Here is a 23,874-nt window from a genome sequence, read left to right as displayed (position 1 = left end):
CGAACCCCGGTCAACGGCCCGGGAGGGCGACTCGCGACCAGCGAACCCCGGTCAGCGCCAGCGCGAGGGCGAGCGGTCGAAGCGATCCGCGATCCACGCCGCGACCTCCGGCGGCGCGTGCCGGGCGCCCATCGTTCCGGAGTGGTGCGACGGCCACCAGCGGGAGGTCAGGTCGACACCCGCCCGACGGTAGGCGCGCAGCAGGCGGGCGCTGAGCGGTGCCGGGGCGACCTCGTCGAACCGTGCCGCATCGATGCGCACCGGCGTGCGGAACCCGGTGAGTGCGGCGACCTCGTTCTCCCGGAACGACGCGTACAGACGGGCGAACAGGGCGGATCCGCTCCGCCCTCCGATGCGGCCCGGCGCGATGCCTCCCCACGAGTCGGAGGCGGCGAGCTCGGTGAGGTACAGGCGGTCGAGGTCGCGCCACCTCGCGTGCGCGGCGGCGCTCAGGCCTTCGCCGGCGATGAGCTCCGCGAGGGCGGCGTCGGCGGTGGCCGCGCCGCGCAGCATGAGCCCGATGAGCGCCGAGACGACGCCCGTTCCGGGCAGCGCGCCGGGCATGCCGAGCGACCAGCGGATGCTGAGGTCCATTCGGGTGACCGGCGTCACGGCCGCGACCCCGCGCAGACGGCTCGTGTCGTCGGGCTCGGCCGAGACCCCGGCGAACAGCGCGGCGACCGCGCCCTCGGAGTGCCCGGCCGCGACCCAGTCGTCGCCGAGACGCTCGTCGAGGGTGCCGCGTGCGCGCACCATGGCCCGCAGCGAGCCTCCGAGCGGGCGCCCGAGCAGATAGGGGTGCACGCCGACGCCGACGCCGTCGCCGCCGATGCCGGGGTAGTCGGGGCGCAGCACCGCGATCCCGCGCTGCAGCAGCAGGTCGCACAGCGCGTCGCCCTGCGACATCCGCCGCCACTCGGGGTGGCCGGGGTGGCCGAGGCTGGGGGCCGAGCGCGGGGATCCGCCGGTGGTCATGTGCCCGAAGGCGACGACCGGGTAGCCGCCGGACGGGGGAGCGGTGTGCGGGAGGTGCAGGATCCCGGTCTCCGGGGCGTTCTCGCCCGCGAAGGTCACGATCCGGGTCGAGCCGTGACGGATCCCGGATCCGGGGCCGCCCATCGCGCCCGACCTGGGGCCGCCCATCGCCCCCGGCCCGGGTCCGCCCATCGCCGCCGACCCGGCGTCCGACCTGGACCCGCCCATCGCCCCCGACCCGGGGCCGTCGGCTCCCGAGCATCCGTTCACCAGCGCCCCCGGGGCAGGAGCCGGCGCAGGCCTGCCGGCATGGTGCCGAGCAGGGATCCGCGGCGCCCATCGGCGTCGTTCACGACGTCGATGAAGAAGCGGGCGACCGGCTCGAGCTGCGCGACGTCGATCCGCTCGATCGTGTCAGCGTCGTCGTAGAGGTACAGCGGGCCGGAGATGAGGCTCACGGTCGGCACGCCGGAGACGAAGGTGAACGACGCGTCGGTGGGGATCCCGCCGGCGAAGAACTCGAGCAGGCCCGCGCCGAGGATGCTGGTGGCGTGCATCCGGTGGCGGCGGATCAGCCCGGCGATCCGCGCGGTGAACGCGGGGTTGACGTTGAGGAAGATGCCGCGCGGCTCGGTCTCGCCCGTGCTCGCGAAGCCGCCGTCCGCCCCCTCGACGGCGCGCAGGCCGATGTGCTCGATCGTGGTGTTCAGCACGATCCGCCAGGGTGCATCCCGTGACAGCACGTGCCTGCGGGCGAACTCGCGGTGCGCCTGGTAGCCGGTGAAGTGCGTGTCGAAGGTGGTGAACAGCAGGGTCTTCGCGGGGCGCCGGCCGGCGGCCGCCTCGGCGGCGTAGTGCTCCGCGAGGGCGATCACCTCGGCGGCCCCCGAGGCGTCCTCGACCGCGCCCGCCCCGACCGAGTCGTGGTGCGACTGGATCATGATCGCGTCACCGCGCCGGGCATCTCCGAGGCGAGCGGATCCGGTCGGCGCCGTGTGAGAGGTGGCCCGCGTGGGACCCGGCGCGGTGTCCTCGCGCCCGGGGAGCACCCCGATCACCGTGCGCGAGACGACCTCCTCGCGCGCGACCCCGAAGGTGAGCGTTGCGCGCGGAGAACGGCGCAGTCGCGCCCGCAGCCGGGCTCCGCCGGTGCGCGTCACCCAGGCGCCGGGCAGGCGGAAGAGCGTCCGCCGGTAGTACTCGTTGTGGTAGCCGAGCGAGTCGGGGTAGTCCCGCAGCACGCCGATCACACCGACGGCGCCCGCCGCGGCGGCGTCGCGCATGGTGCGGGCGAGCGAGGTGACGTACGGGTTGCGGCTGCGCAGCACGTCGCGCCGCAGCACCCGGCGGCCCGGATCGTGCAGGAACAGCGTGAGCGGCAGCGTGTGCGCGAGCGTCATGTCGAAGGTGAGGTCGAACAGCACGATCGCGCCGCGCACGTCGTGCCGGCGCACGCGGTCGGATCCGATGTCGACGACCGGGGCGTCGACGAGGTGCCGCACTTCGCCCGTCCAGTCGTGGGCGGGGAGTGCGGAGTGCAGGATCGGCGAGCTCGGGATCTCGACCTCGTCCGCCCCGTCGGTCGCGGCGACGATCCGGCACTCGGTCGCCTGCCAGGCGAAGGACGGCACCTCGAGGACCTCGGTCTCCAGCCCTGCGCGGGCGAACCGGTCCTCGACGTAGGCTGCGGCGGCGGCGCCCCCGGGCGTCCCCGTGGCGCGCGGGGCGAGCGCGACGAGATCCTCGATGGTGGCCAGGATCCGATCCGTCGTCACGCTCATGAGGCGAGCGTAGGATTCCGATACGAATCCGGATTCCTTTGACACGAAACCTTCATTCTTGAGGTTCTCGTGCGTAGTCTTCGTCACATGGAATCTACGGATCCGCGTGCGCTGGACGAGATCGACCTCGCCCTGATCCACGCACTCCAGCTCGACGCCCGGGCGCCCTGGACGCGGATCGCGACGGCGATCGGGGTGGACGCCGCCACCGTGGTGCGGCACTGGAATGCGCTGCGCGACGACGGCCTTGCCTGGCTGACCGCGTGGCCCACGGCGGAGCGCTGGGCATCGTCCACCGACCTGGCACTCGTGCTGCTGCACCCCGGGCTCCCGGACGAGGCGCGGGCGGCGGCGGTGCGACGACCGTGGGTACTGGGCGTCGACGAGACCTCGGCGGGGCTGCTGCTGCTCGTCGCGGCGTCGGAAGGCCTTCCGCAGCTGGGGGAGCGCGTGCGCGCCCTGGAGGCGGATGCGACGGTCCTGCGGATGGACGTCGCCGCCAGTGTCTCGGCTGAGGACTCCTCATGGCGGTTGCCGGTGCTCTCGGCCGCGCAGCAGCGCATCCTGCGTCCGCGGCGCGAGGCTGGGAGCAGGCCTTCCGCCGATGCGGTCCGGCCGCCGAAACCGCAGACCGTGGCCGAGATCGCGGACGTGCTGGACGAGGATCCGCGCATGCCGTCGGCCGTGCTCGGCGCTCGCCTGGGCGTCTCCGAGGCGACGGCGCGACGCGCGGTCGAGCGGGCGACCACCGCCGGGCTCCTGCGGTTCGGCTGCGACCTCGCGATGCCGGCGGCGGGATATCGACGTGGTGCGGTGCTCTGGGCGCGCGCCGCCGATCCCGAGGCGGCCTCGACCCGTGCGGCACGGCTGCCCGAGGTGCACCGCGCGGGGACCGCCGTGGGGCCGGCGCCGCTGTTCGCGTGCGTGCGGGCGCGGTCGCTCACGGCGCTTCCCGCGATCGAGCGGGCGTGGGGCGCCGACGTCGAGATCGTCGACCGTTGGACCGTGCTGCGCTCGGTCAAGCGCAACGGGCACGAGTTGGATGCGACGGGTCGGTCGATCGCGCGGATCCCGCCGCGCTGGTGACGGATCCGCACGCCGCCGGCGCGGGCCCGCGCCTGGTCCCGTTCTCCCGACCGTGTCCCGTTCCGCCGACGATTCGCCTGTCTTCGTCGGCGATTCGGGACATGATCGGTGATTCGGGACGGATCCGGTGCGGCGCGGCGGCGGGCGGGCGGATCCTGTGACGGGGCAGCGAAGGGCGCGGCGGCGCGCGGATCCCCGACGGCCCAGCGAAGGCTGTGCGGCGTCAGCGGGCGGCCGAATCCGCGGCGGCGCGCAGCCGGTCGTCGAGGCGGTACTTCGAGAGCGGGATCAGGCTGACCAGGCACAGTGCGGCCGGCACGATCGAGACGCCGAGCACGATCGCCCACTGCGCGCTGTCGGGCTGCGGCGTCGAGTCGCCGGTCGATGCCCGGTAGCCGCCGAGCGTCAGCACGAGCCCCAGCAGCGCCGGACCCAGTGCGTAGCCCAGCAGCTCGAACCCGGACCAGACGCCGGAGATCATCCCGATCCGGTTGGTGCCGCTGCGGCGGGCGTCTTCCGCGGCGAGGTCTGGCAGCATCGCCAGCGGGAACAGCTGCGCCCCGGCGTAGCCGATGCCGACGATGCCCGACGCTGCGAGCAGCGGCATGGCCTCCCCTGTGCGGGCCGCGAGCAGCGCGACCAGGCCGACCGCCATGGTGGTCGTCGCCACCGCGAAGCCTCGTCTCTTGCCGAGGCGGGAGCCGAGCCGGCTCCACATCGGGGTGAGCACGATCGCCGGTGCGACGAAGCAGACGAAGCTGTAGGTCGCGATCGTGGGGTCGTGCACGACGTGCCTGGCGACGTACACGACGCCGCCGAGCACGATGCCGATCGCGACGGCCTGCAGCACGAACGCGACGATCAGCATCCGCGCGTCGGCATCCCGGAGCACGATCGCGAGCTGCGAGAACAGCCGCCCCTCGGCCTCCTCGCCGCGGGTGAGCGGAATCGATCGAGTGCCGAACCACACGCCGGCCGTGCCGACGAGGATGAGCGCGGCCATGGCGACCGCCATGATCCGGTACCCGGTCACGCCGCCGAAGGCCTCCACCAGCGCGGGTGCCGCCGCGCCTGAGACGAGGATCGCCAGGGTGAACACGATCACGCGCCAGCTGATCATCCGGGTGCGCTCGGTGTAGTCGTCGGTGATCTCGGCCGACATCGCCAGATACGGCACCTGGAAGAACGCGTACACGGTGGCCGAGGCGAGGAACGCGACGAGCACCCACAGCGCCGCCGCGACCGGAGGGGCCGTGGGGCCGAAGAACATCGCCGCGAATGCCAGGGCGAGCAGGATCCCGGCCCGCAGGATGAACGGTCGACGCCGGTCGCGGGCGTTGCGCGAGCGGTCGCTGATGCGGCCGGCGACCGGGTTGAGGAAGAAGTCCCACGCCTTCGGGGCGAACACGATCATGCCGGCGAGCGCCGCCTGCACGCCGAGCAGGTCGGTGAGGAACGGCATCAGGATCAGGCCCGGCACGGTGCCGTAGGTGCCCGAGGCGATGCCGCCCAGGGCGTAGCCGACCCTGACGCGGCGGGGGAGCGCGGTCATGGGCCGATCGTAGGGGTCCTCGTGCGGATCCGATGGGCTGATGCCTGGGATCCGTCATCCGACGCGGAGGAGAGGAGTGGATCCGTCTGATTCAGCGCCGATGCCCGGGTGGGAAGACGCGGCGCGGCTGCGCCGATCTCGGGGCGTGATGGATCGTTTCGGGGCGCGTCCCGCCGGGATCCGGCGGTGGGATGCGCCCCGAACGCACGGGACGCGCCCCGAACGGGGTGGTGGCGGGGCGGACTCAGCGCTGTGTGGTCGCCCAGTCCTCGGGGCCACGGGATCCGGCGGGATACTCCTGCATCGGCACCGCGCCGGCCTTCCAGGCGTCGAGCGCGGGCTGGATGATCCGCCAGCACTGCTCGGCAGCGTCGCCGCGGACGGACAGCGCCACATCGCCGTCGAGGATCTCGCTGAGCACCTCGGTGTAGGCCAGCAGCGTGCCCTTGCCGAGCTCGGTGGACAGCACGTCCCGGCGCAGCGCGAACGGATCGTCGCCGCCGTTCACGTTCAGCTCGAGCTCGATCCGGTCGGGGCCGAGGGAGAAGCGCAGCACGCCGCCGTCGGCCGGGGTTCCCGTGAGCCCGCCGGGGATGTGCCGCACCGGCCGGAACGTGACGACGATCTCGGCGCAGCGCTCGCCGAGCGCCTTGCCGCTGCGCAGGGTGAACGGCACCCCGGCCCAGCGCGCGGTGTCGACCTCGCAGGTGATCTCGGCGAGCGTCTCGGTATCGCGGGAAGGATCGACGCCCTGCTCGTCCGCGTACGAGGGCACGGGGTGGTCGCCGCTCGTGCCGGCCGAGTATCGGGCGCGACGGGTCGAGGAGACCGGGTCGTCGCCGAGGATCCGGGTCGCGCGCAGGGCGGCGGCCATGGCGTCGCGCAGATCGATCTCGTCCAGATCCGCAGGCTGCTCCATCGCGAGGATGGCGAGCACCTGCAGGAGGTGGCTCTGGATCATGTCGACCAGCGCGCCGGCCTTGTCGTAGTAGCGGGCGCGGTTCTCCAACGCCAGCGACTCGTCGTAGCGCACCAGCACCTCCTGCACGTGATCGGCCGACCAGACCGGCTCGACCAGCCGGTTCGCGAAGCGCACGCCCATGATGTTGAGGATCGTGGAGCGGCCGAGGAAGTGGTCGACGCGGAAGACCTGGTTCTCCGGCACGATCCGGGTGGCGAGCGCGTTGAGCGCCGCGGCGCTCTGCTCGTCGTGACCGAAGGGCTTCTCCAACGCCAGGATCGTGCCTGCGGGCAACGGGATGTCGACGAGCTTCTCGCAGGCGGCCTCCGCCACGGCGGGCGGGAGCGCGAAGTAGATCACGAGGGATCCGTCGATGCCGGCGATGAGCCCGGCGAGCGAATCGCGGTCGGTGACGTCGGCCTTGACGTACGTCGTTCCGGCGATCCGCGGGAGCTGATCGGTGGCATCGACGGTGGCGAACGCGGTGCGCACCGCCTCCTGCCAGCGCTCATCGGACCAGTCGTCGGATCCGGCTCCCCGAAGCACCAGAGCACGGTCGGGCTGCCGTTTCAGCAGCTGGGCGATCGCGGGCAGCAGGAGTCGGGACGTGAGGTCTCCGGAAGCGCCGAGGATGAGCAGCGTCGTCGGGGTGGTCATGCGCCCACGATACGGTCCGCGTCCAGGATCTGTCTGCGACCTCGGCGGGGAGCGGGATCCGTCCCCTCGCGGGCGTCGCCCGGCGCCGAGCATGAGGGCCGTGCCAGACTGCGGAGGGTGGAGACCTCTCCGATCGAGGATTACGCGCTGCTCAGCGACGGCCGGACAGCGGCGCTCGTGTCGCGGGCCGGGAGCATCGACTGGTTCTGCGCACCGCGGCTGGATTCCGCGTCGCTGTTCGGCGCCCTGCTCGGCGGCGTCGAGCAGGGGCATTGGAGCCTTCACCCGGCAGATCCCGATGCCACCGCGACCCGGCGCTACGACGGCGACACCTTCTGCCTCGTGACCCGGTGGGAGGGCGCCAACGGCGTCGTCGAGGTGACCGAGTGGATGCCGATCCTGGTCGAGAAGGAATCGGGTTCGCCCGAGGGGGTGCACGCATCGCGGGGAGTCGAGCGCACGGACGTCGTCCGGAGGATCACGGGCATCAGCGGGCGGATGACCTTCGTGCAGGAGCTGCGGTTCCGGTTCGACTACGCCAGGGCGATCCCGTGGGTGCGCCAGACCGGCCGCCCTGAGGCGCCGGAGCTGACCGCGACGGCCGGCCCCGATGCCGTCGTCGTGCGGGGTCCCGCGCTGCAGCCGCACGGGCACAGTCACCTCGGCACGGTCGAGGTCGCCGCGGGCGAGACCGTGGATCTGGCGCTCACGTGGTTCCCGTCGTACCGGCCCGCCCCGGCTCCGCTCGATGCGGACGCGGCGGAGCAGGCCACCAGGGCGTGGTGGCAGGAGTGGGCCGACGGGATCGCCCACGAGGGCCCGCACGAAGGCGATGTGCGGCGTTCGCTGCTGCTCCTGCGCGCGCTCACCAACCGCGAGACCGGTGGCATCGCGGCCGCGGCGACGACCTCGTTGCCGGAGGACTTCGGCGGTACGCGCAACTGGGACTACCGCTACGTCTGGCTGCGCGACGCGGCGCTCACGCTCGAGGCGCTGCTCGCGCACGGTCTCGCGGACGAGGCGCGCGCCTGGCGGGACTGGCTGCTGCGGGCGGTCGCCGGGGATCCGGCCGATCTGCAGATCATGTACGGCCTGGCGGGGGAGCGGGATCTGCTCGAGCGGGAGATGCGGTCCCTGCCGGGCTACGCCGGATCCGCGCCGGTGCGGGTGGGCAACGCCGCGGCCGAGCAGTTCCAGGCGGATGTCTTCGGAGAGGTGATGGTGACGCTCGCCGCGGCGCGGCGTGCGGGCCTCGGGGAATCCGCACGGTCCTGGTCACTGCAGCGAGTGCTGCTGCGCCAGGCCGAGGAGCGCCTCGACGGCCCGGACAACGGCATGTGGGAGATCCGCGGGGATCCGCAGTTCTTCACCCACTCCCGGGTCATGCTGTGGGCGGCGTTCGACCGCGGGGTGCGCGCGATCGAGGAGGACGGCGAGCACGGGCCACTGGAGCGATGGCGGGAGGTGCGTGACAGGCTGCGCGCCGAGATCGACGAGCACGGCGTGCGCGACGGTCGCTTCGTGCAGCACCGCGGCACGGACGAGGTCGACGCGTCGCTGCTGCTCATCCCGCGCACGGGGTACTGCGCGCCCGACGATCCCCGGATGCTGGCGACCGTGGAGCGGATCGAGCAGACCCTGCTCCAGGGCGGGTTCGTGAACCGGTATCGCACGGGATCCGGCGTCGACGGCTTGCCCGGGGGCGAGCACGCGTTCCTCGCGTGCTCGTTCTGGCTCGTGGAGCAGTACGCGGTCACCGGGCGCATGGCCGAGGCGCGGGAGCTCATGGACCGGCTCTGCGCGCTGCGCAACGACGTCGGCATGCTGAGCGAGGAGTACGACCCGGTGGGGCGGCGGCACGTCGGGAACACTCCGCAGGCGTTCTCGCACCTCTCGCTGGTGCGTGCGGCGGATGCGCTCGCCGCGGGGCTGCACAGCGAGCGCTGACCGGGACCGGCGTCCCGTCGGGGCGAGGTGCCCTGGTGCCCCTCGACCCTCTTGACCGCGAGACCGAACCTGCGTCTCGAGACCGACGATGTCATCGCGGGTTTCGGGACGCAGTTTCGGTCTCGCGGTCACCGGATCCGGTCGGATCAGGCGTTGATTCGGATCAGGCGTTGATGAGGAGGGTGTCCGCGATGGGACGGCGCTCGCGCGGCGCGTTCTCACGCTGCTGCAGTTCCTCTGAGGCCGTGCGGATGTCGCCCAGCTCGCCGACGGCCATGACCGAGATCGGGGTGAAGTCGGCGCTCAGCTCGAACGCGGCCGAGATGGCGTCGCGGTCGAAGCCGCCCATCTGGTGGGTGGACAGGCCGTTGGCGTGCGCCTGCACGGTGAAGTGCGCGGCGGCCTGGCCTGTGTCGTAGAGGGCCCAGGTCATAGGCTGGCCGTCGCGCGTGGTCTCGGCCACGAACACCACGAGCAGGGCGGCGTCGCCGGCCCAGCTGCTGTTGAATCCGGCGAGCGTGCCGAGCACCTTGGCGTGCGCCTCGGAGCCGCGGCGGGCCACGATCACGCGCCACGGCTGCGTGTTGGCGGCGGTCGGCGCCCAGCGAGCGGCCTCGAGCGCGCTGGCCAGGGCCTCCTCGTCGATCGTCGAGGTGGCGTCGAAGATGCGGGTGCTCCAGCGCTCGGCGAGGACGTCGAGGATCGGGGCGTCGGTGACCGCGGTGCGGTCGATGGCGGGCGTGCTCATGGCGATGAGGCCTTTCGGGTCGGTGGTTCTGCTGCCGGACCCCATCGTCCGCACCCTGAGGCTAACAATCCATGCGTATGAATATTCCTGAGAACCCGGATTCGCTCGGATTCCCCGGATCCGCTCGGTCCTCGGATCCGCTCCTCTCTTGACCGCGAGACAGCATCTCCGTCTCGAAACTGCAGTCGGTTCATGCAGTCTCGAGACGGAGATGCAGTCTCGCGGGATGTGGCGCACCGCGAGCCCGGCAGCGGCGGGCCCGGGAATGCCCGCCCCCGAGCCCTCGCTCAGCGCCCGGAGAGCGCCTCGGACAGCTTCACGCGCGCCCCCATGCGCAGCAGGGAGTTCTCGTAGATCTTCGCGGCGACGAGGATCGCGGCCACGCACGCGGCGAGCAGGAGCACCAGCGAGGCCAGCGGCTCCCACCATTGCGCCTCACCGACGAACAGCCGCACCGGCATCGCGACCGGGGCCGAGAACGGGATGTACGACAGGATCGTCATCACCACGGGGTTGTCGTTGAAGATGATGACCAGGATGTACGGCGCCATCACGAGCATCGTGATCGGCATGGTCGTGGATCCGATGTCCTCCTGGCGCGAGACCAGGGCGGCGGCCGCCGCGAACAGCGAGGCGAGCAGCACGAATCCGAACAGGAAGAACACGGCGAACCACACCAGCGGCGATCCGAGCCCCTGCAGTACCGCGTTCTGCCCCGTCACGATGAGCCCGACGACGGCGATCGCCGCCAGTAGCAGGATCTGCGCCATCGCGAGCACCGTGTTGCCGATGACCTTGCCCGCCAGCAGCACGCGGGCGGGGATCGCGGCCAACAGCAGCTCGACGACGCGCGTGGACTTCTCCTCGACGACGCTCTGCGCCATCGTCGCTCCGAACGTCGATGCGGCCATGAGGAAGACGACGCCGAAGCCGATCGCCACGAGATACCGCAGCAGCGGATTGGTCGTATCGGGTTCGAGGATCGTGACCTTCGGCGTCTTGGCGAGCAGGCCCTGCAGACTCTTCGGCGCCTCCTTCAGCGCGACGATCTCGTAGCCGAACGCGTTGTCGCCCGGCGCCGGGATCAGGGCGGCCTCGACCTTGCCCGACCGCACGAGCTTCTCCGCCGCCGTCGAATCGGCGACCTCGGTCAGCGCGAGACCGGGCATGCCGTGCACCGCCTGGGCGGTCTCGGAGGTCACTGCGATCTTCGTGTCCGAGGTGTTCTTGCTCATGAACCCGCCGATCAGCACGCCGGCGAGGGCGATCAGCAGCAGGATCCCGGTCGAGATCAGGAACGCCTTGCTGCGCAGCTTGGATCCGATCTCGCGTTCGGCGACGAGGAAGATTCCGCTCGACGCGGAGAGCGCGCCGTTCTGAGTGGTCGCGGTGCTCACTGGATGACCTCCTTGAAGATCTGGGCGAGGGACGGATGCTGCGGGGTGAAGGCGTGCACGATACCGTGGCCGAGGGCCGTGCGCAGCACGCGCTGCGCGTCCTCCGGGGAGGCGGCGTCGAACACCGCGGTCCCGCGCTCGAAATCGACGACCGTGATGCCGGGCTCGGCGCGGATCCAGCCGGCGTCGGCGTCGGAGATCAGCTCATAGCGCGGTGCGGAGTGCTGCGCCCGCAGCTGCTCGCGAGAGCCGGCGGCGCGGATCGTCCCGCCGGCGATGATGACGAGGTCGTCGCACAGCCGCTCCACGACGTCGAGCTGGTGCGAGGAGAACAGGATCGACGCACCCTGTGCGGCCCTGGCCTGCAGGACGCCCGCGACGACGTCGACCGCGAGCGGATCCAGCCCCGAGAACGGCTCGTCGAGGATGAGCACCTCGGGATCGTGCACGAGGGCGGCGGCGATCTGGGCGCGCTGCTGGTTGCCGAGCGAGAGCGACTCGATCGTGTCGTGCAGCCGCTCGCCGAGGCCCAGCTCGGTGAGCAGCGCCTCGCCCCGGGCGATCGCCTCGGGCTTGCCGAAGCCGTGCAGCCGCGCGAGGTAGGCGACCTGCTCGAGCACCTTCATCTTCGGATACAGGCCGCGCTCCTCGGGCATGTACCCGAAGTGGCGCCGGTCGGTGGCGGCGACGTCGTGACCGCCCAGGCGCACGCTGCCACCATCGGCGCCGAGCACGCCCAGCACGATCCGCATCGTGGTGGTCTTGCCGGCGCCGTTGCCTCCGACGAAGCCGGTGAGGCGGCCCGGCTCGACGCGGAACGAGACGTCATCGAGCACGCGCCGGGCGCCGTAGCTCTTGGTGAGGCCCTCGAGTTCGAGCAGCCCCGTGGTCGTGGTGCGGGTGAGCACTGTGGTCATGAGCCCCACGCTAGTGAGCGGCGCCGGGTGCGGGCATCCCCCCTGCGGCGGATCCGCCGGCATCCTTCGGCCGGGGGATCCGGGCTCAGCCGGCCGCGTCCTCAGCGCCGGCCGAGGTGCAGTGCGCCGCGCACGAGGAGGCCGGCGAGCAGCGCCCAGAATGCGGCGCTGACGCCCCAGAACGCCATGCCGCTGGCCGCGACCAGGAACGTCACCACGGCCGGGGTGCGCTCGCCGGGGTCGTCGATCGCCTGCTGCACCGCGGATCCGAACGCGCCGAACAGGGCAAGGCCCGCGACGGCCGGGATCACGGCGACCGGGGCGAGCACGACGAGCGCTGCGAACGCGGCGGAGCACCCGCCGAAGACCAGGTAGGACACCCCGGTCGAGACGCCGGCGATCCAGCGGCGCTTCGGATCCGGTTCCGCATCGGGTGCGGCGGCGAGGGCCGCGCTGATCGCGGCGAGGTTGATGGCGTGCCCGCCCGCGGGGGCGCCGAGCGCGCTGCCGAGGCCGGTCACGAGCATGGCCGGACGCCACGGCACCTCGTAGCCGAAGCTGCGCATCACGGCCACTCCCGGCACGTTCTGCGACGCCATCGTGACGATGAACAGCGGCAGGGCGATGCCGACCAACGCCCCGACCGTGAATGTCGGCATCGTGAGCTCGAGGTGCGGCAGGAGGGTGACCGGATCCAGCGCGGCCCCCGATCCGGTCCCTGAGCCCGTCGCAGGGCCACCCGTCACGATCCCCACGACGATGACGACGGTCGCCGTGAGGAAGGCCAGAGGCACCGCCCACCGCGGCGCGAGCCGGGCGAACACGAGCCAGGTCAGGATCACGGGCACGACGCCCCACGGGTTCTTCCCGAGCCCGACGATCGGGGCGAGGCACAGCGGCAGCAGCACGCCGGCGAGCATCGCCTGTGCGATCGACGGGGGGATCGCGGCGATGAGGGATCCGAGCTGCGGCACGAGCGCGGTGAGCAGGATCAGCGCGGCGACGATGAGGAACGCGCCCACGGCGGCGGGCCAGCCGCCCTCGACGGCCCCGGAGGCGGCCAGCAGCGCCGCTCCCGGGGTCGACCACGCCGCGGTGATCGGCATGCGGTAGCGCCAGGCCAGCACGATGCACGCGACGCCCATCGTGAGGCTGAGGGCGAGCAGCCCGCTTGCGGCCTGGGGGTGGGTCGCCCCGACCGCGGTGAGACCGGTGAGCACGACCGCGAACGAGCTCGTGAACCCGACGAGCGCCGTGACGACCCCGGCCATGATCGGGCGGGACACGGACGAACCCGAGTGCGGCGGCGGGGGGCTCGCGGTTTCAGACATGGGGAGAGGCTAGCCGGGTGCGCGGGTGCGCGGAGTACGGGCGCCCCGGGCCGGCCCCGCTACGCCAGGCCCAGCCGGTGCGCCAGCACCACGGCCTGCACGCGGTCGCGGGCGCCGAGTTTCTGCAGGATCCGCGACACGTGCGTCTTCACGGTCGCCTCGCCGATGAACAGCTCCGCGGCGATCTCGGCGTTGCTCCAGGCCTCGGCGACGAGACGCAGCACCTCGGTCTCGCGTTCGGTGAGCGGCTCGGGCAGTTCGGCGCTGGGGAGGACGGCGGATCCGGTCGCGACGGTCGTGAGCCCCTCGGTGACCGCGGTCGGCTGCGCGGCGAACCGCTGCAGCACCCGGCGGGTCACCTCCGGCGCGAGCATGCCGTCCCCGGCGGCCAGGGCCCGCACAGCGGCGACGAGCTCCTCCGGTCCGGCGTTCTTGAGCAGGAAGCCACTGGCTCCCGCGTCGAGCGCGTCGAACAGGTAGTCGTCGCGGTCGAAGGTCGTCACGATCGCGATCGACGAGCGGATCCGCCCGTCCGCCGTGATCCGCCGGGTCGCCTCGAGCCCGTCCATGTCGGGCATCTGCACGTCCATCGTGATCACGTCGGGCAGCAGGGAGCCGGCCAGGTCGACCGCCTCGGATCCGGTGCCGGCCTCCCCGACGACCTCGATGTCGGGCTGCAGGTCGAGGATCGTGCGGAACCCCGCACGCAGCATGGCGTGGTCGTCGACGATCAGCACGCGGATCCGAGCGCTCACTCCGACCCCCTGGGGTCGCTTGCCGCCGCGGCCGGCGGGCCAGGCGGCCGCGAAACCGAAGGTGCGTCTCGAGACCCTCGATGAGATCGTCGGTCTCGAGACGCGGGTTCGTTCTCGCGGTCACCCGCACCGCCCTCGGCGAGGAGCGAACCTTCGGGCGGGGCCGCAACCACCGGCAGCGTCGCGCGCACGCGGAATCCGCCGGACGGCCGGGCCACGAGCTCGATCGATCCGCCCGAGGCCGTCGCGCGCTCCCGCATGCCGAGCTGGCCGAGCCCGGGACGCAGCCCCGTGACGACCCGGCCCGTGTTCACGACCTCGAGCTCGACCGATCCCGGCTCATAGCGGATCCGCACATCCGCCTCGGCGTCGGGGCCCGCATGGCGACGGGCGTTCGTGAGCGACTCCTGGGCGATCCGGTACAGGTTGACCGCGGTCACGCGCGGCACCGGCGCCGCGTCCCCGATCACCTGCAGCCGCGTGGGCAGGCCCGCCGCCGTCGACGCGGCCGCGAGCTCGGCGATGTCCTCGACTCCGACGGTCGAGGACTCGTCCTCGGTGTCACCGGGGGCGCGCAGCGTGTCGAGCAGCTGATGGAAGTCGCGGGTGGCGTCACGGGCGGCGGTCTCGATGCCGGCGACGATCGCGGTGGCCGCCTGCGGATCCTGCGGGATCATCATGCGCGCGGCGCCCGCCTGCACGCCCATGACCGAGACGTGGTGGGCCACCACGTCGTGCAGCTCCCGGGCGATGCGCACCCGGTCCAGCGCGACCGCTTGGGCGGCGCTGAGCGCGCGCTCGCGCTCGAGCTCCGCGGTGCGCTGCTCGAGGGCGGCGCGTTCCCGGGCGGCGCTCCAACTGCGCTCGCCGAAGTAATAGGCACCGCCGAAGTACAGCACGTTGATCAGCACCTGCAGCATGATCATCGCGACATAGGGGCTCAGCAGCGCGGTGGAGACGTGCGCCTTTCCTGCCTGGTCGATCGCCTCTCGGTACATCGCGATGATCAGCCAGATCCCCATCCCCGTGATGATGCCGGTTCGCACCAGGAACGCTGCGCGACGCGAGTTCGTCCAGGCGCCGACCGTGTACAGGGTCACGAACATCGCGATGTTGCCCGCGTACACCTCGGGGATGTGCAGGGTGACGGCGATCGAATAGGCGATGGCGACGACGATCGCGGCCATCGCCGGGCGGCGCCGCCGCACCGCGACCGCCACGGTGACGACCACCAGGTAGGGGATCGCGGTCCACAGCTGGTTCTGCTGGGAGCCGTACACGCCGGAGATCGAGGAGAGCGCCGCGCTGAGCAGGCCGCCGACGAAGATCACGGCGGCGAGCACCAGATCTGCGCGGAGCTCGCGCGAGGTAGGGGTGCGGGTGAACGGCGGCATCCCTCCACCGTAGGGCGGGCACCGGCCGCAGAGCATCCCCCGCACGGCGGATCCGCCCGGGTGCGACACTGGAGCGTGACCTCGCCGCGCCCGCGTCTCGCCCCGCTGTACCTCGCCGGATTCACGACCGCGTTCGGCGCGCACGGGATCGCCGCCGCCCTGGGGGCGGAGACGGAGGACATCGGCTGGACCCTGCTCGCGTTCGGGTTCACCCTCGCGCTGTACGACCTCGCCGAGGTGCTGCTCAAGCCCGTGTTCGGCGCGCTCAGCGACCGGATCGGCGTGCGCCCCGTCATCGTCGCGGGACTCCTCGCCTTCGCCGTGTTCTCCGTGGTCGGCGCGCTCGTGCCCGGCACGCTCGGACTCATCGTGGCGCGGTTCGGGCAGGGCGCGGCGGCTTCGGCCTTCTCCCCGGCGTCGTCCGCCGCGGTGGCACGGCTGGCAGATGATGCCTCCCGCGGCCGCTACTTCGGACGCTACGGATCCTGGAAGAGCCTCGGCTATGCGCTGGGCCCGCTGCTCGGCGCCGGGCTGATCGTCTGGGCCGGCCTGCCCGCCCTGTTCTGGGCGCTCGCCGCGGTCGCGCTCGTCGCCGCGGCGTGGGTGCGGTTCGGGGTGCCGGTGGTGCCGGTGCTGCCCCGCAAGCGCGTGACCGTCGCGGATCTCGCGCGGGAGCTCACGGCGCCAGGGTTCGTCGTGCCGACCCTCGTGCTCGCCGCGACGACCGGTGGGCTCGCGGTCGCCGTCGGCTTCCTCCCGCTCCTCGGCCGGGAGACGGGCATCGGCACGGTCGGCAGCATGGCGCTCGTCACCGTGCTGGCGATCGTCAGCAGCGTCGTGCAGCCGTTCGCCGGATCCCTGCACGATCGCGGACGGCTGCCGGTGCGGCTCGGCGCGGTCGGCGGGCTGGCGCTGCTGGCCGCCGGGATCGTGGTCGCGGGACTGTGGCCGATGCTGCCGACCCTCATCGTCACGGCGGTGCTCATCGGCGCGGGCGCGGGACTGGCGACGCCCGTGGCGTTCTCGCACCTTGCCGCGACCACGCCGCCGGAGCGGATGGGGCGCACGATGGGATCCGCCGAGCTCGGCCGCGAGCTCGGCGACGCGGGCGGGCCGCTCGTCGCCGGAGCCGTGGCGACCGCGACGGTCCCCGGCGTGGGGCTGGTGGTGATCGGGGGACTGACCGTCTGCGCGGGGATCCTCGCGGCTCTGGGCCTGCGGCGCCCTCCGGTCGAGAGTTGACCGCCGCCTTCCCTCACGACTCCCGGATCCGAGTGAAGCTTGCTCTTGACAAGTTAACTTGCAAAAAGCAAGCTTGCCTCATCGGATCCGCTCAGCGATCCACCGACAGAGGAGTCATCGTGACGAACGTCTTCATCAGTCTTCCGGTCACCGACCTCGAGCGCACCAAGGCCTTCTACACGGCGCTCGGCTGCGCGATCAACCCGGAGATGTCCGACGAGAACGGCGTCTGCGTCGTCTGGGACGACAACGTGTACTTCATGATGATCACGCGCGAGTTCTTCGCGACCTTCACCGAGAAGCCGATCGTGGATCCGAAGATCTCGTTGCAGACGTCCGCGTCCTTCGCGCTCGACTCCCGGGAGGAGGTCGACGCCGCGATCGCGAAGGGGCTCGCCGCGGGCGGCACCGAGCCGCAGCCCGCGCAGGACTACGGCTTCATGTACTCGCGCGACCTGGACGACCCCGACGGCAACTCGCTCGGCTTCCTCTACATGGTTCCCGCAGGAGAGCAAGGGGCCGAGACTCCGGCGGCCGCCGCGAGCGACGCGACCGCCGCGGCCGCCGCGAGCGACGCGACCGCGTGATGCGGGGACGGGGCTGACATGGCCGCGCGCAGCTACGGCCAGTACTGCGGCGTGACCACCGCCGTCGAGCTGATCGGGGAGCGGTGGGCGCTGCTCATCGTGCGCGATCTGCTGGTCGGCCCGCGCCGCTACACCGACCTCAAGCAGGGGCTGCCGCGTATTCCCACGAACATCCTGTCCTCGCGGCTCAAGGAGCTGCAGGAGAGCGGCGTCGTGCGTCGAGCGCCCCTGCACGGCAGCGGTCTCGTCTACGAGCTGACGCCCTACGGCCGGGCCTTGGAGCCGATCGTGCTCGCGCTCGGACGCTGGGGCTTCCAGGCGATGGGCGACCCCGGTGAGGGCGACATCGTGACGCCCGACTCCCTCACCATGGCGCTGCGCACCGCGTTCCGCGCGGACGACGCGCAGGACCTCGATGTCGAGCTGCACCTCGGAGACGTCGCGCTGCGGGCGGTGGTCCGCGACGGGGTGCTCTCCGTCGCGCAGCTCGCTCCGCCCGCGCCGCCCGTCGGCGGTGCGCTTCCGCCCGGCGAGCCCGAGGCCGTCCTCGTCGCCGGCCCCGGCATCCGGCGCCTCATCGGCGGCGAAGTCACACCCGCCGAGGCGATCGCACAGGATCTGGTCGCCGTCGTGCGCGGCGAGGAGCGGATCCTGAACGCTTTCGCGCAGACCTTCCACATCGACCCGCTCGCGGCGTAGCGTCGCCGTGGGTGCGTGCGCCACGGATCGTGTGCCGCTCCCGCGAAACCGAACACTGACCGCGAAACCGAACCTGCGTCCCGAGACCGCAGAACAGAACTGCTGTTTCGGGACGCGCCTTCGGTCTCGCGGTCGGGTGGGCGAACTCGAATCATGAACGACCGAACCGGATCCGGGATCCACGAGGAGCAGACATCATGACCGGACGCATCATCATCGACCTGTTCACCACCGTTGACGGCGTCGCCCAGGCGCCGGGCGGCCCCGAGGAGGACACCAGCGACGGCTTCCGCTTCGGGGGCTGGCAGGCGACGCTGCCCAGCGAGGCCGTCATGCGCAGCGTGACCCAGGGCATGGAGACCCTCGACGCCCTGGTGCTGGGACGTCGCACGTACGACATCTTCGCCGGCTACTGGCCCGAGCACACCACGGGTCCCGAGGGCTTCATCGGGGAGCTCTTCAACCGGGTGCCGAAGTACGTGGCGTCGCGCGATGCCGGCATCGAGCTCGACTGGGAGGGCAGCATCAGGATCGGCGCCGACCTCCCGGCCGAGATCGCTGCGCTCCGCGAGAAGCACCAGGACGTGCACGTGATCGGCAGCGTCGACTTCGTGCAGACCCTGCTCGCCGAGCAGCTCTACGACGAGCTGCAGCTGTGGGTGTACCCCATCGTGCTCGGCCAGGGCAAGAAGGTGTTCCCCGACGGCGCCACCCCGCACAATCTTCGCCTCGTGCACGCCGAGTCGGGCGACGGCGGCACGCTGCTGCTGCGCTACGCGCCGCTGCCCGGAGAGCCCACCACCGGCACGATGTGAGCCCTGCACGGCGACGTGTCGGATTCGTGACCGGAATATCGCGGATCGGTCTAGCTGGCGATCCGTCGCGAAACTACAGTCATCCGTAACGCGTGGGGACGTTGACCCGAACACCCGCACTCTGGGGAGTGCGGGTGTTCCCATGTGCGGATCCGAGCGCAGGAATTGCCTCTTTCCTGAGAGAACCCTGTGACGATAGATTGCATCGACGCCTGGTTCTTCAGGCTCCGGTCGAGCCTGACGAAGGGCCGCGGCCGCAGACCCGAGGGGGGACCGGGATGACCGGAAGTGTGTCCGGACGTCGTGGCTGGAAGAGTGCGCTGACGGCGCTGCTCGCCGCGGCGCTGATGTTCACCGGCGTGGGAGCGGCGAGTGCCGTGGATCCGCCGGCGGTCGCCGGTGGGTCGATCGCGGGGGTCGTCACGAGCGACGTCGACGGATCTCCGATCGCAGGCGTGTACGTCGAGGCACAGAACAATGACGCCTCCTCCCTCGCCGGGGCGACGACCGGCCCGGACGGCACCTATCGAATCGATGGGTTGCTCGCGGGTGCGCATCATGTGCATTTCCTGACCTATGGCACGCCGTACATCAGCGAGTACTGGAACAACTCGTCGAGCTACTTCGGCGCGACGACGGTGGACGTGCAGGAAGGCGCCGTCGTCGCCGGGATCGACGCGGGGCTCAGCGCCGGCGCCTCCATCAGCGGGGTCGTCACCCGGGAAGACGGCACGCCCGTCGTGAGTAGTCCTGTCTGGGCGAACGGCGCGAATGGGGGTTTCAGCAGCGGGTTCACCGACTCTTCGGGCGCTTACACGATTCCGGGCCTGGCAGCCGATTCCTACGTGGTCCAGTTCCAGGGGACATGGGACGGGCTCGTCGGCGAGTACTGGAACGATGCAGCTGACTACTTCTCCGCGACCAGGGTCTCCGTGGTGGCCGGTGGCGCGGTCACCGGCATCGACGCCGTGCTCACGGCGGGCGGATCCGTCCAGGGCGTGGTCACGAAGGCCTCCGACGGCTCCGCCGTCGCCAACGGCTGGGTCGCCGTCTTGGACGTGAACGGCAATTCGGTCGCCCAGGGAGCTCTCTCCATCGATGGCACATATCGGATCGACGGGATCCGCCCGGGGGACTACAAGGTCAAGTTCTCGTCCAACGATCCGAGCCTGGTCCCGCAGTACTGGGCCGGTGCCGCGACCGCGGCCGCGGCGACGGCTGTCACCGTTGTCGCCGGTCAGACGGTCAGCGGTATCGACGCCGCGCTGCAGTCCCTCCCCGCGCAGATCAGCGGCACCGTGACGCGCGCGTCCGATGGAACGCCGGTGGCGGGCATCTCGGTGAGCGCGAGCGGTACCGGCGGATACTACTGGGCGACCACCGATGACACCGGTGCCTATCGGATCTCCGCCGCGCCAGGCCAGTACACCGTCGAGTTCCGCGACAACCATCAGACGTTCGCCACCCAGTGGTGGAGTGGTGCCGCCAGCGCACAGGACGCGACGCCGGTCACGCTCCTCGAGGGCTCGCAGCTCACGGGCATCGATGCGAGCCTCGATGCGACCGTGGCGATCCGCGGGTCCGTGCTCCTCGACGGGTCCACGGATCTGCGGGGGCACTCCTCGAGCCTCGCGGTGGTCGCGGAGACAGACGGTCATTTCGTCGGGATGAGCTATGTCCACCCCGACGGCACGTACGCCTTGTCGATCGGACCCGGCACCTACACGGTGAAGGTCGAGGGCACGGAAGGCTTCGCCTTGGCCGTCGCACCGCAGTACTACTCGCACGCGGCCTCCGAGGCCGACGCGACGCCGGTCGTCGTCTCCGGCTCCGGCGATGTCACGGGCATCGACTTCGACCTGTCCTCACTCACCGCGGACGTCGCGCTCTCGTCGTCTACCGCCCGTCCGGGCGACACGATCCACGTGACGGCGTCGGGCTTCGCACATAACGAGCCGGTCAAGATCGAGCTGCACTCCGATCCCGTCGAACTCGCATCGGTCACCGCCGCTGCGGACGGCACCATCGACACGACGGTCACGATCCCGGCGGATGCGCCCGCGGGCGCGCACCGGATCGTGCTCACGGGGCAGATGTCGACGCTGACCGGCGGTTCGGCGCTGACCGTGGCCGGCGCGACGACTCCGGGCGGATCCGAAGGATCCGGAACCGGCAGCGGCTCGACACCTGCGAATTCCGGGTCCGGCTCTGGTTCCGGCTCCGGCGACGCGCAGCTCGCGGCGACCGGTGCGGAGTTCCCGGATGCGACGCTGCTGATCGGCGTGCTGATGCTGCTCATCGGCTTCGCGGCGATCCGCATCCGTCGCAGGGCCTGACACGACGCGCTTCGGGGCCGGGTGGGTTCGCCCACACCGGCCTCGTCGTCGTTCAGTCCGCGAGTACCCGCTCCAGCACGACCGCCACGCCGTCCTCGGCGTTCGAGGCCGTGACCTCGTGGGCGGCGGCGAGTGCTTCGGGCTCGGCGTTCGCCATCGCGATGCCGTGCCCGGCCCAGCGCAGCATCTCGACATCGTTGAGCGCGTCGCCGAAGGCGAGCACCTCGGAGCGATCGATGCCGAGCGCGGCGCACAGCAGCGCGAGCCCCGTGGCCTTGGTGACGCCCTCCGCCATGACCTCGACGAAGGGCGCGCCCGACAGGGTGGCCTCGAAGCCGGTGTGATCAAGGTTGCGAAGTGCAGCGAAGATCACGCCCGGGGTCACAGTGGCATGCCGGATCACGAGCTTCAGGCTCGGAGCCGCCAGCACGTCGGCGAGGGGTACGGCGCCCATCGTGCGGGGATCCCGCTTGTGGTCGCTGAGCGTCGACACGGCGGCGTACCCGTCCTGGGCGACGAACACCTCTCCGGCCTCGCGCACGCTCGCGAACAGCAGCCCGTCGATCTCGGCGCCCAGCTCGCGAGCGATGCGCTGCTGCACCGGCACCGCGATCTCCGACGCGAACAGCTGCTCGTGCGTGCCGAGGTGGATGCCGTACCCGCCGTTGCCGCACAGCGCCCATCCGTCGAACCCGGCCTCCTCGGCGATCGCGCGAAGTCCGATCGGCTGTCGCGCCGTCACGGGCACCACCACGATCCCCGCGGCCCGCGCGGCATCGAGCGCTGCTCGGGTGCGTGCGCTGACCTGGCCCGCGGGATCCAGCAGGGTGCCGTCGAGGTCCGTCGCGATCAGGCGGATCCTGGATCCGGTCGTTGGACGCGTTTCGTCTCGGTCGCCTTCGGTGTCCTCGCTCAACGGCCCCGGGATGGGGGCGTCTTCCGCCGGTCCTTGAGCCTGTCGAACGGCGCTCGACGACCCTGAGCGGAGGGCGTCCTCGCGGGGCGACGCGGGAGCCGCATCAGCCGGATCCGCGACGGTGCTCATCAGGCGAAGATCATGGGCATGTCGTCGTCCTCCTCGGCGGCGCCGAGCTCGAGGTCGACGACCACCGGCACGTGGTCGCTGGGCTGCTCGCCCTTGCGCTCGTTGCGGTGGATCGAGGCGCCCTTCACCGCGTCGCCGAAGGCCTCGGATCCGAGCACGAAGTCGATCCGGATGCCCTCGTTGCGCGGGAACTTCAGGCGCTGGTAATCCCAGTAGGTGTATCCCTCGGGCAGCAGCGGGCGCACGACGTCGTGCACGCCCGCCGACTCCAGAGCGAAGAACGCCGCGCGTTCCTCAGGGGAGACGTGGGTGGACCGGCCGACGACGATGTCCGGATCCCCGTTGTCGTGGTCGAACGGGATGATGTTGAAGTCGCCGACGAGGGCGAGCGGCAGGCCGGGCGTCGCGGCGAGCTCGGCCGCGGTCGCGGTGCGCAGGGCATCGAGCCAGTGCAGCTTGTAGGCGAGGTGCGGGTCGTCGAGCGAGCGGCCGTTCGGCACGTACAGGCTCCACACGCGCACGCCGTTGACGATCGCGCCGATCGCCCGCGCCTCCTGCGGCGCATCGGGGCCCTCGTGGCCCTTCGCGAACCCGGGCATGCCATCGAACGCGGTGCGCACATCGGTCATCGGCTCGCGGCTCGCGATCGCGACACCGTTCCACTGATTCAGGCCGTGCACCTCGACGTGGTAGCCGGCCTCCTCGAACGGTGCATACGGGAACTGCTCCGGCTTGCACTTGATCTCCTGCATCGCGAGCACGTCGATGTCCTCGCGCACGGCGAACTCGACGGTGCGGGCGACGCGGGTGCGGATCGAGTTGACGTTCCAGGTGGCCAGGCGCATGGATCCAGCCTACGGGCGGGCGGCGACATCGCCGTTTCGCGGCGACGCAGGTTCGAGGAGCATTGTTTGCTGCGTTCCGACGGTTCTGAGAGCAGACTTTGCTCCCCGAAACGTTCTGAAGCCCCACCGTGCGGGAAGCGCAGAGATCCGGCCCGCTCCCGTTTGCATTCCGTAGGGAAACGGCTCCCGGCTGCGACCGGCGCCGCAGGGTGGAGTCATGGTCATCGAACAGCGGTTCACGCCCTCGCGGCACGGGCACTCGGCCGGCACGGCACGGCGCGCGCGGCCATCCTGGGGCTACCTGTCGCGCGCGGTCAGCCGATACGGCGTCGTGTCGAGCGAGCTCGTCATCTACTCGCCGGACGCCCCGGAGCGCGACCGGCGCTGGGCCGAGGCCTCCCGGACCTACGGCGCGGTCGCTGCCGGCGGGGCGCTGCTCGCCTGGATCGGGTTCGCGGCGGCCGGCGTCTCGCCGATGGTCGCCATCCTGGCGATCGCGGCGGTCGCGGTCGTCGTCGGCCTGCTGCTCGCCCGCCGCACTCGCGCTGTCAGGCGGGGCGCGGCGCGGGTCTCCGCCTGCGGCTCCGCCCTGCTCGCCTACGGACCGGACCACGACGCCCGGCGCCGGTTGGACGCGCTCGCCGACGCGATGCTGGGTGCGAGCCTCGCCTACCGGTCCGGTGCGCTGGACGAGGAAGGATTCGACCGCGTCTGGCGTGCCGTCTACACGCACGCTCGTTCCTGACCGGCCGGCTGCCGCCGTTCAAAGCGCGCAAATGGCTGCATCCAGACCGTGGATGCAGC

20 protein-coding genes are annotated in these 23,874 nt (G+C 71.7%); 8 read left to right on the top strand and 12 right to left on the bottom strand.

Translation table 11 applies throughout. The annotated features are described in order from the left end of the window. Positions 1 to 51 precede the first annotated feature (51 nt). A complete protein-coding gene (locus ACFWCK_RS13610) occupies positions 52 to 1,143 on the bottom strand; it encodes a hypothetical protein (RefSeq protein WP_378806350.1) in 1,092 nt (363 codons plus the stop codon). A gap of 98 nt (positions 1,144 to 1,241) precedes the next feature. Then, a complete protein-coding gene (locus ACFWCK_RS13605; RefSeq protein WP_378806349.1) occupies positions 1,242 to 2,756 on the bottom strand; it encodes a hypothetical protein in 1,515 nt (504 codons plus the stop codon). An 87-nt stretch (positions 2,757 to 2,843) separates the two neighbouring features. Here ACFWCK_RS13605 and ACFWCK_RS13600 point away from each other — a divergent pair, with 87 nt between their 5' ends. Then, complete coding sequence (locus ACFWCK_RS13600; protein ID WP_378806348.1) at positions 2,844 to 3,842, top strand: AsnC family transcriptional regulator; 999 nt, start codon at positions 2,844 to 2,846, stop codon at positions 3,840 to 3,842. Positions 3,843 to 4,065: 223 nt separating this feature from the next. Here ACFWCK_RS13600 and ACFWCK_RS13595 read toward each other — a convergent pair whose 3' ends face one another. Both ACFWCK_RS13595 and ACFWCK_RS13590 read right to left on the bottom strand, forming a co-directional pair. After that, positions 4,066 to 5,394 carry an MFS transporter gene (locus tag ACFWCK_RS13595; protein ID WP_378806347.1) on the bottom strand — a complete coding sequence of 443 codons (1,329 nt, stop codon included), beginning with the start codon at positions 5,392 to 5,394 and terminating at the stop codon, positions 4,066 to 4,068. Between the two features lie 244 nt (positions 5,395 to 5,638). Continuing rightward, positions 5,639 to 7,012, bottom strand: a complete 1,374-nt coding sequence (locus tag ACFWCK_RS13590; RefSeq protein ID WP_378806346.1) for a glucose-6-phosphate dehydrogenase — start codon at positions 7,010 to 7,012, stop codon at positions 5,639 to 5,641. Positions 7,013 to 7,129: 117 nt separating this feature from the next. On the opposite strand from ACFWCK_RS13590, the gene ACFWCK_RS13585 reads away from it, so the two are divergent. Further along, a complete protein-coding gene (locus ACFWCK_RS13585) occupies positions 7,130 to 8,959 on the top strand; it encodes a glycoside hydrolase family 15 protein (RefSeq protein ID WP_378806345.1) in 1,830 nt (609 codons plus the stop codon). 163 nt (positions 8,960 to 9,122) lie between these two features. On the opposite strand, the gene ACFWCK_RS13580 is transcribed toward ACFWCK_RS13585, so the two are convergent. The 6 genes from ACFWCK_RS13580 to ACFWCK_RS13555 all read right to left on the bottom strand — a co-directional run bounded on the left by ACFWCK_RS13580 (position 9,123) and on the right by ACFWCK_RS13555 (position 15,501). After that, positions 9,123 to 9,707 carry a nitroreductase family protein gene (locus tag ACFWCK_RS13580; RefSeq protein WP_233311791.1) on the bottom strand — a complete coding sequence of 195 codons (585 nt, stop codon included), beginning with the start codon at positions 9,705 to 9,707 and terminating at the stop codon, positions 9,123 to 9,125. Positions 9,708 to 9,994: 287 nt separating this feature from the next. Beyond that, the gene (locus tag ACFWCK_RS13575; RefSeq protein WP_378806344.1) at positions 9,995 to 11,104 is read right to left on the bottom strand and encodes an ABC transporter permease; all 1,110 of its coding nucleotides are present in this window, start codon (positions 11,102 to 11,104) and stop codon (positions 9,995 to 9,997) included. Further along, positions 11,101 to 11,985 (bottom strand): ABC transporter ATP-binding protein, encoded by an 885-nt coding sequence (locus ACFWCK_RS13570; protein ID WP_378806757.1) that lies wholly within the window; start codon positions 11,983 to 11,985, stop codon positions 11,101 to 11,103. The genes ACFWCK_RS13575 and ACFWCK_RS13570 overlap by 4 nt, the downstream gene beginning before the upstream one ends. 137 nt (positions 11,986 to 12,122) lie before the next feature. Then, positions 12,123 to 13,352, bottom strand: coding sequence for a benzoate/H(+) symporter BenE family transporter (locus ACFWCK_RS13565; RefSeq protein ID WP_378806343.1), 1,230 nt, complete (start codon positions 13,350 to 13,352; stop codon positions 12,123 to 12,125). Positions 13,353 to 13,411: 59 nt separating this feature from the next. Next, positions 13,412 to 14,107 carry a response regulator gene (locus ACFWCK_RS13560; protein ID WP_378806342.1) on the bottom strand — a complete coding sequence of 232 codons (696 nt, stop codon included), beginning with the start codon at positions 14,105 to 14,107 and terminating at the stop codon, positions 13,412 to 13,414. Continuing rightward, on the bottom strand, positions 14,104 to 15,501 hold the full coding sequence (locus ACFWCK_RS13555) for a sensor histidine kinase (protein ID WP_378806341.1): 1,398 nt from the start codon (positions 15,499 to 15,501) through the stop codon (positions 14,104 to 14,106). Before ACFWCK_RS13555 ends, ACFWCK_RS13560 begins: the two co-directional genes overlap by 4 nt. A gap of 75 nt (positions 15,502 to 15,576) precedes the next feature. On the opposite strand from ACFWCK_RS13555, the gene ACFWCK_RS13550 reads away from it, so the two are divergent. The 5 genes from ACFWCK_RS13550 to ACFWCK_RS13530 all read left to right on the top strand — a co-directional run bounded on the left by ACFWCK_RS13550 (position 15,577) and on the right by ACFWCK_RS13530 (position 21,180). Beyond that, positions 15,577 to 16,743 carry an MFS transporter gene (locus ACFWCK_RS13550; protein WP_378806340.1) on the top strand — a complete coding sequence of 389 codons (1,167 nt, stop codon included), beginning with the start codon at positions 15,577 to 15,579 and terminating at the stop codon, positions 16,741 to 16,743. 119 nt (positions 16,744 to 16,862) lie between these two features. Then, positions 16,863 to 17,330: a VOC family protein gene (locus ACFWCK_RS13545; protein ID WP_378806339.1), complete on the top strand. Its 468-nt coding sequence runs from the start codon at positions 16,863 to 16,865 to the stop codon at positions 17,328 to 17,330. Between the two features lie 18 nt (positions 17,331 to 17,348). Then, positions 17,349 to 18,029: a winged helix-turn-helix transcriptional regulator gene (locus ACFWCK_RS13540; RefSeq protein WP_378806338.1), complete on the top strand. Its 681-nt coding sequence runs from the start codon at positions 17,349 to 17,351 to the stop codon at positions 18,027 to 18,029. A gap of 197 nt (positions 18,030 to 18,226) precedes the next feature. Next, the gene (locus tag ACFWCK_RS13535) at positions 18,227 to 18,844 is read left to right on the top strand and encodes a dihydrofolate reductase family protein (protein ID WP_378806337.1); all 618 of its coding nucleotides are present in this window, start codon (positions 18,227 to 18,229) and stop codon (positions 18,842 to 18,844) included. 278 nt (positions 18,845 to 19,122) lie between these two features. Beyond that, the gene (locus tag ACFWCK_RS13530; protein WP_378806336.1) at positions 19,123 to 21,180 is read left to right on the top strand and encodes a carboxypeptidase regulatory-like domain-containing protein; all 2,058 of its coding nucleotides are present in this window, start codon (positions 19,123 to 19,125) and stop codon (positions 21,178 to 21,180) included. A 52-nt stretch (positions 21,181 to 21,232) separates the two neighbouring features. Here ACFWCK_RS13530 and ACFWCK_RS13525 read toward each other — a convergent pair whose 3' ends face one another. Both ACFWCK_RS13525 and ACFWCK_RS13520 read right to left on the bottom strand, forming a co-directional pair. Further along, on the bottom strand, positions 21,233 to 22,225 hold the full coding sequence (locus ACFWCK_RS13525) for a Cof-type HAD-IIB family hydrolase (RefSeq protein WP_378806334.1): 993 nt from the start codon (positions 22,223 to 22,225) through the stop codon (positions 21,233 to 21,235). Further along, positions 22,225 to 23,070: an exodeoxyribonuclease III gene (locus tag ACFWCK_RS13520; protein WP_378806333.1), complete on the bottom strand. Its 846-nt coding sequence runs from the start codon at positions 23,068 to 23,070 to the stop codon at positions 22,225 to 22,227. The genes ACFWCK_RS13525 and ACFWCK_RS13520 overlap by 1 nt, the downstream gene beginning before the upstream one ends. Before the next feature lie 217 nt (positions 23,071 to 23,287). Between ACFWCK_RS13520 and ACFWCK_RS13515 the strand changes: the two genes are divergently transcribed. Then, positions 23,288 to 23,815, top strand: coding sequence for a DUF6611 family protein (locus ACFWCK_RS13515; protein WP_378806332.1), 528 nt, complete (start codon positions 23,288 to 23,290; stop codon positions 23,813 to 23,815). Positions 23,816 to 23,874: the final 59 nt, after the last annotated feature.

The organism is Microbacterium sp. NPDC060117 (assembly GCF_042729315.1).
GTDB lineage: Bacteria > Actinomycetota > Actinomycetes > Actinomycetales > Microbacteriaceae > Microbacterium.
The sequence above is the reverse complement of the archived record's forward strand: the minus strand, read 5'-3'. Positions and strand labels throughout refer to the sequence as shown.

Bases quoted from the DNA above. Each gene is read 5' to 3' on its own strand.
- ACFWCK_RS13610 (WP_378806350.1), bottom strand. From the start codon at position 1,143: ATGGGCGGCCCCAGGTCGGGCGCGATGGGCGGCCCCGGATCCGGGATC.
- ACFWCK_RS13605 (WP_378806349.1), bottom strand. From the start codon at position 2,756: ATGAGCGTGACGACGGATCGGATCCTGGCCACCATCGAGGATCTCGTC.
- ACFWCK_RS13600 (WP_378806348.1), top strand. From the start codon at position 2,844: ATGGAATCTACGGATCCGCGTGCGCTGGACGAGATCGACCTCGCCCTG.
- ACFWCK_RS13595 (WP_378806347.1), bottom strand. From the start codon at position 5,394: ATGACCGCGCTCCCCCGCCGCGTCAGGGTCGGCTACGCCCTGGGCGGC.
- ACFWCK_RS13590 (WP_378806346.1), bottom strand. From the start codon at position 7,012: ATGACCACCCCGACGACGCTGCTCATCCTCGGCGCTTCCGGAGACCTC.
- ACFWCK_RS13580 (WP_233311791.1), bottom strand. From the start codon at position 9,707: ATGAGCACGCCCGCCATCGACCGCACCGCGGTCACCGACGCCCCGATC.
- ACFWCK_RS13565 (WP_378806343.1), bottom strand. From the start codon at position 13,352: ATGTCTGAAACCGCGAGCCCCCCGCCGCCGCACTCGGGTTCGTCCGTG.
- ACFWCK_RS13555 (WP_378806341.1), bottom strand. From the start codon at position 15,501: ATGCCGCCGTTCACCCGCACCCCTACCTCGCGCGAGCTCCGCGCAGAT.
- ACFWCK_RS13540 (WP_378806338.1), top strand. From the start codon at position 17,349: ATGGCCGCGCGCAGCTACGGCCAGTACTGCGGCGTGACCACCGCCGTC.
- ACFWCK_RS13535 (WP_378806337.1), top strand. From the start codon at position 18,227: ATGACCGGACGCATCATCATCGACCTGTTCACCACCGTTGACGGCGTC.
- ACFWCK_RS13530 (WP_378806336.1), top strand. From the start codon at position 19,123: ATGACCGGAAGTGTGTCCGGACGTCGTGGCTGGAAGAGTGCGCTGACG.
- ACFWCK_RS13525 (WP_378806334.1), bottom strand. From the start codon at position 22,225: ATGAGCACCGTCGCGGATCCGGCTGATGCGGCTCCCGCGTCGCCCCGC.
- ACFWCK_RS13520 (WP_378806333.1), bottom strand. From the start codon at position 23,070: ATGCGCCTGGCCACCTGGAACGTCAACTCGATCCGCACCCGCGTCGCC.
- ACFWCK_RS13515 (WP_378806332.1), top strand. From the start codon at position 23,288: ATGGTCATCGAACAGCGGTTCACGCCCTCGCGGCACGGGCACTCGGCC.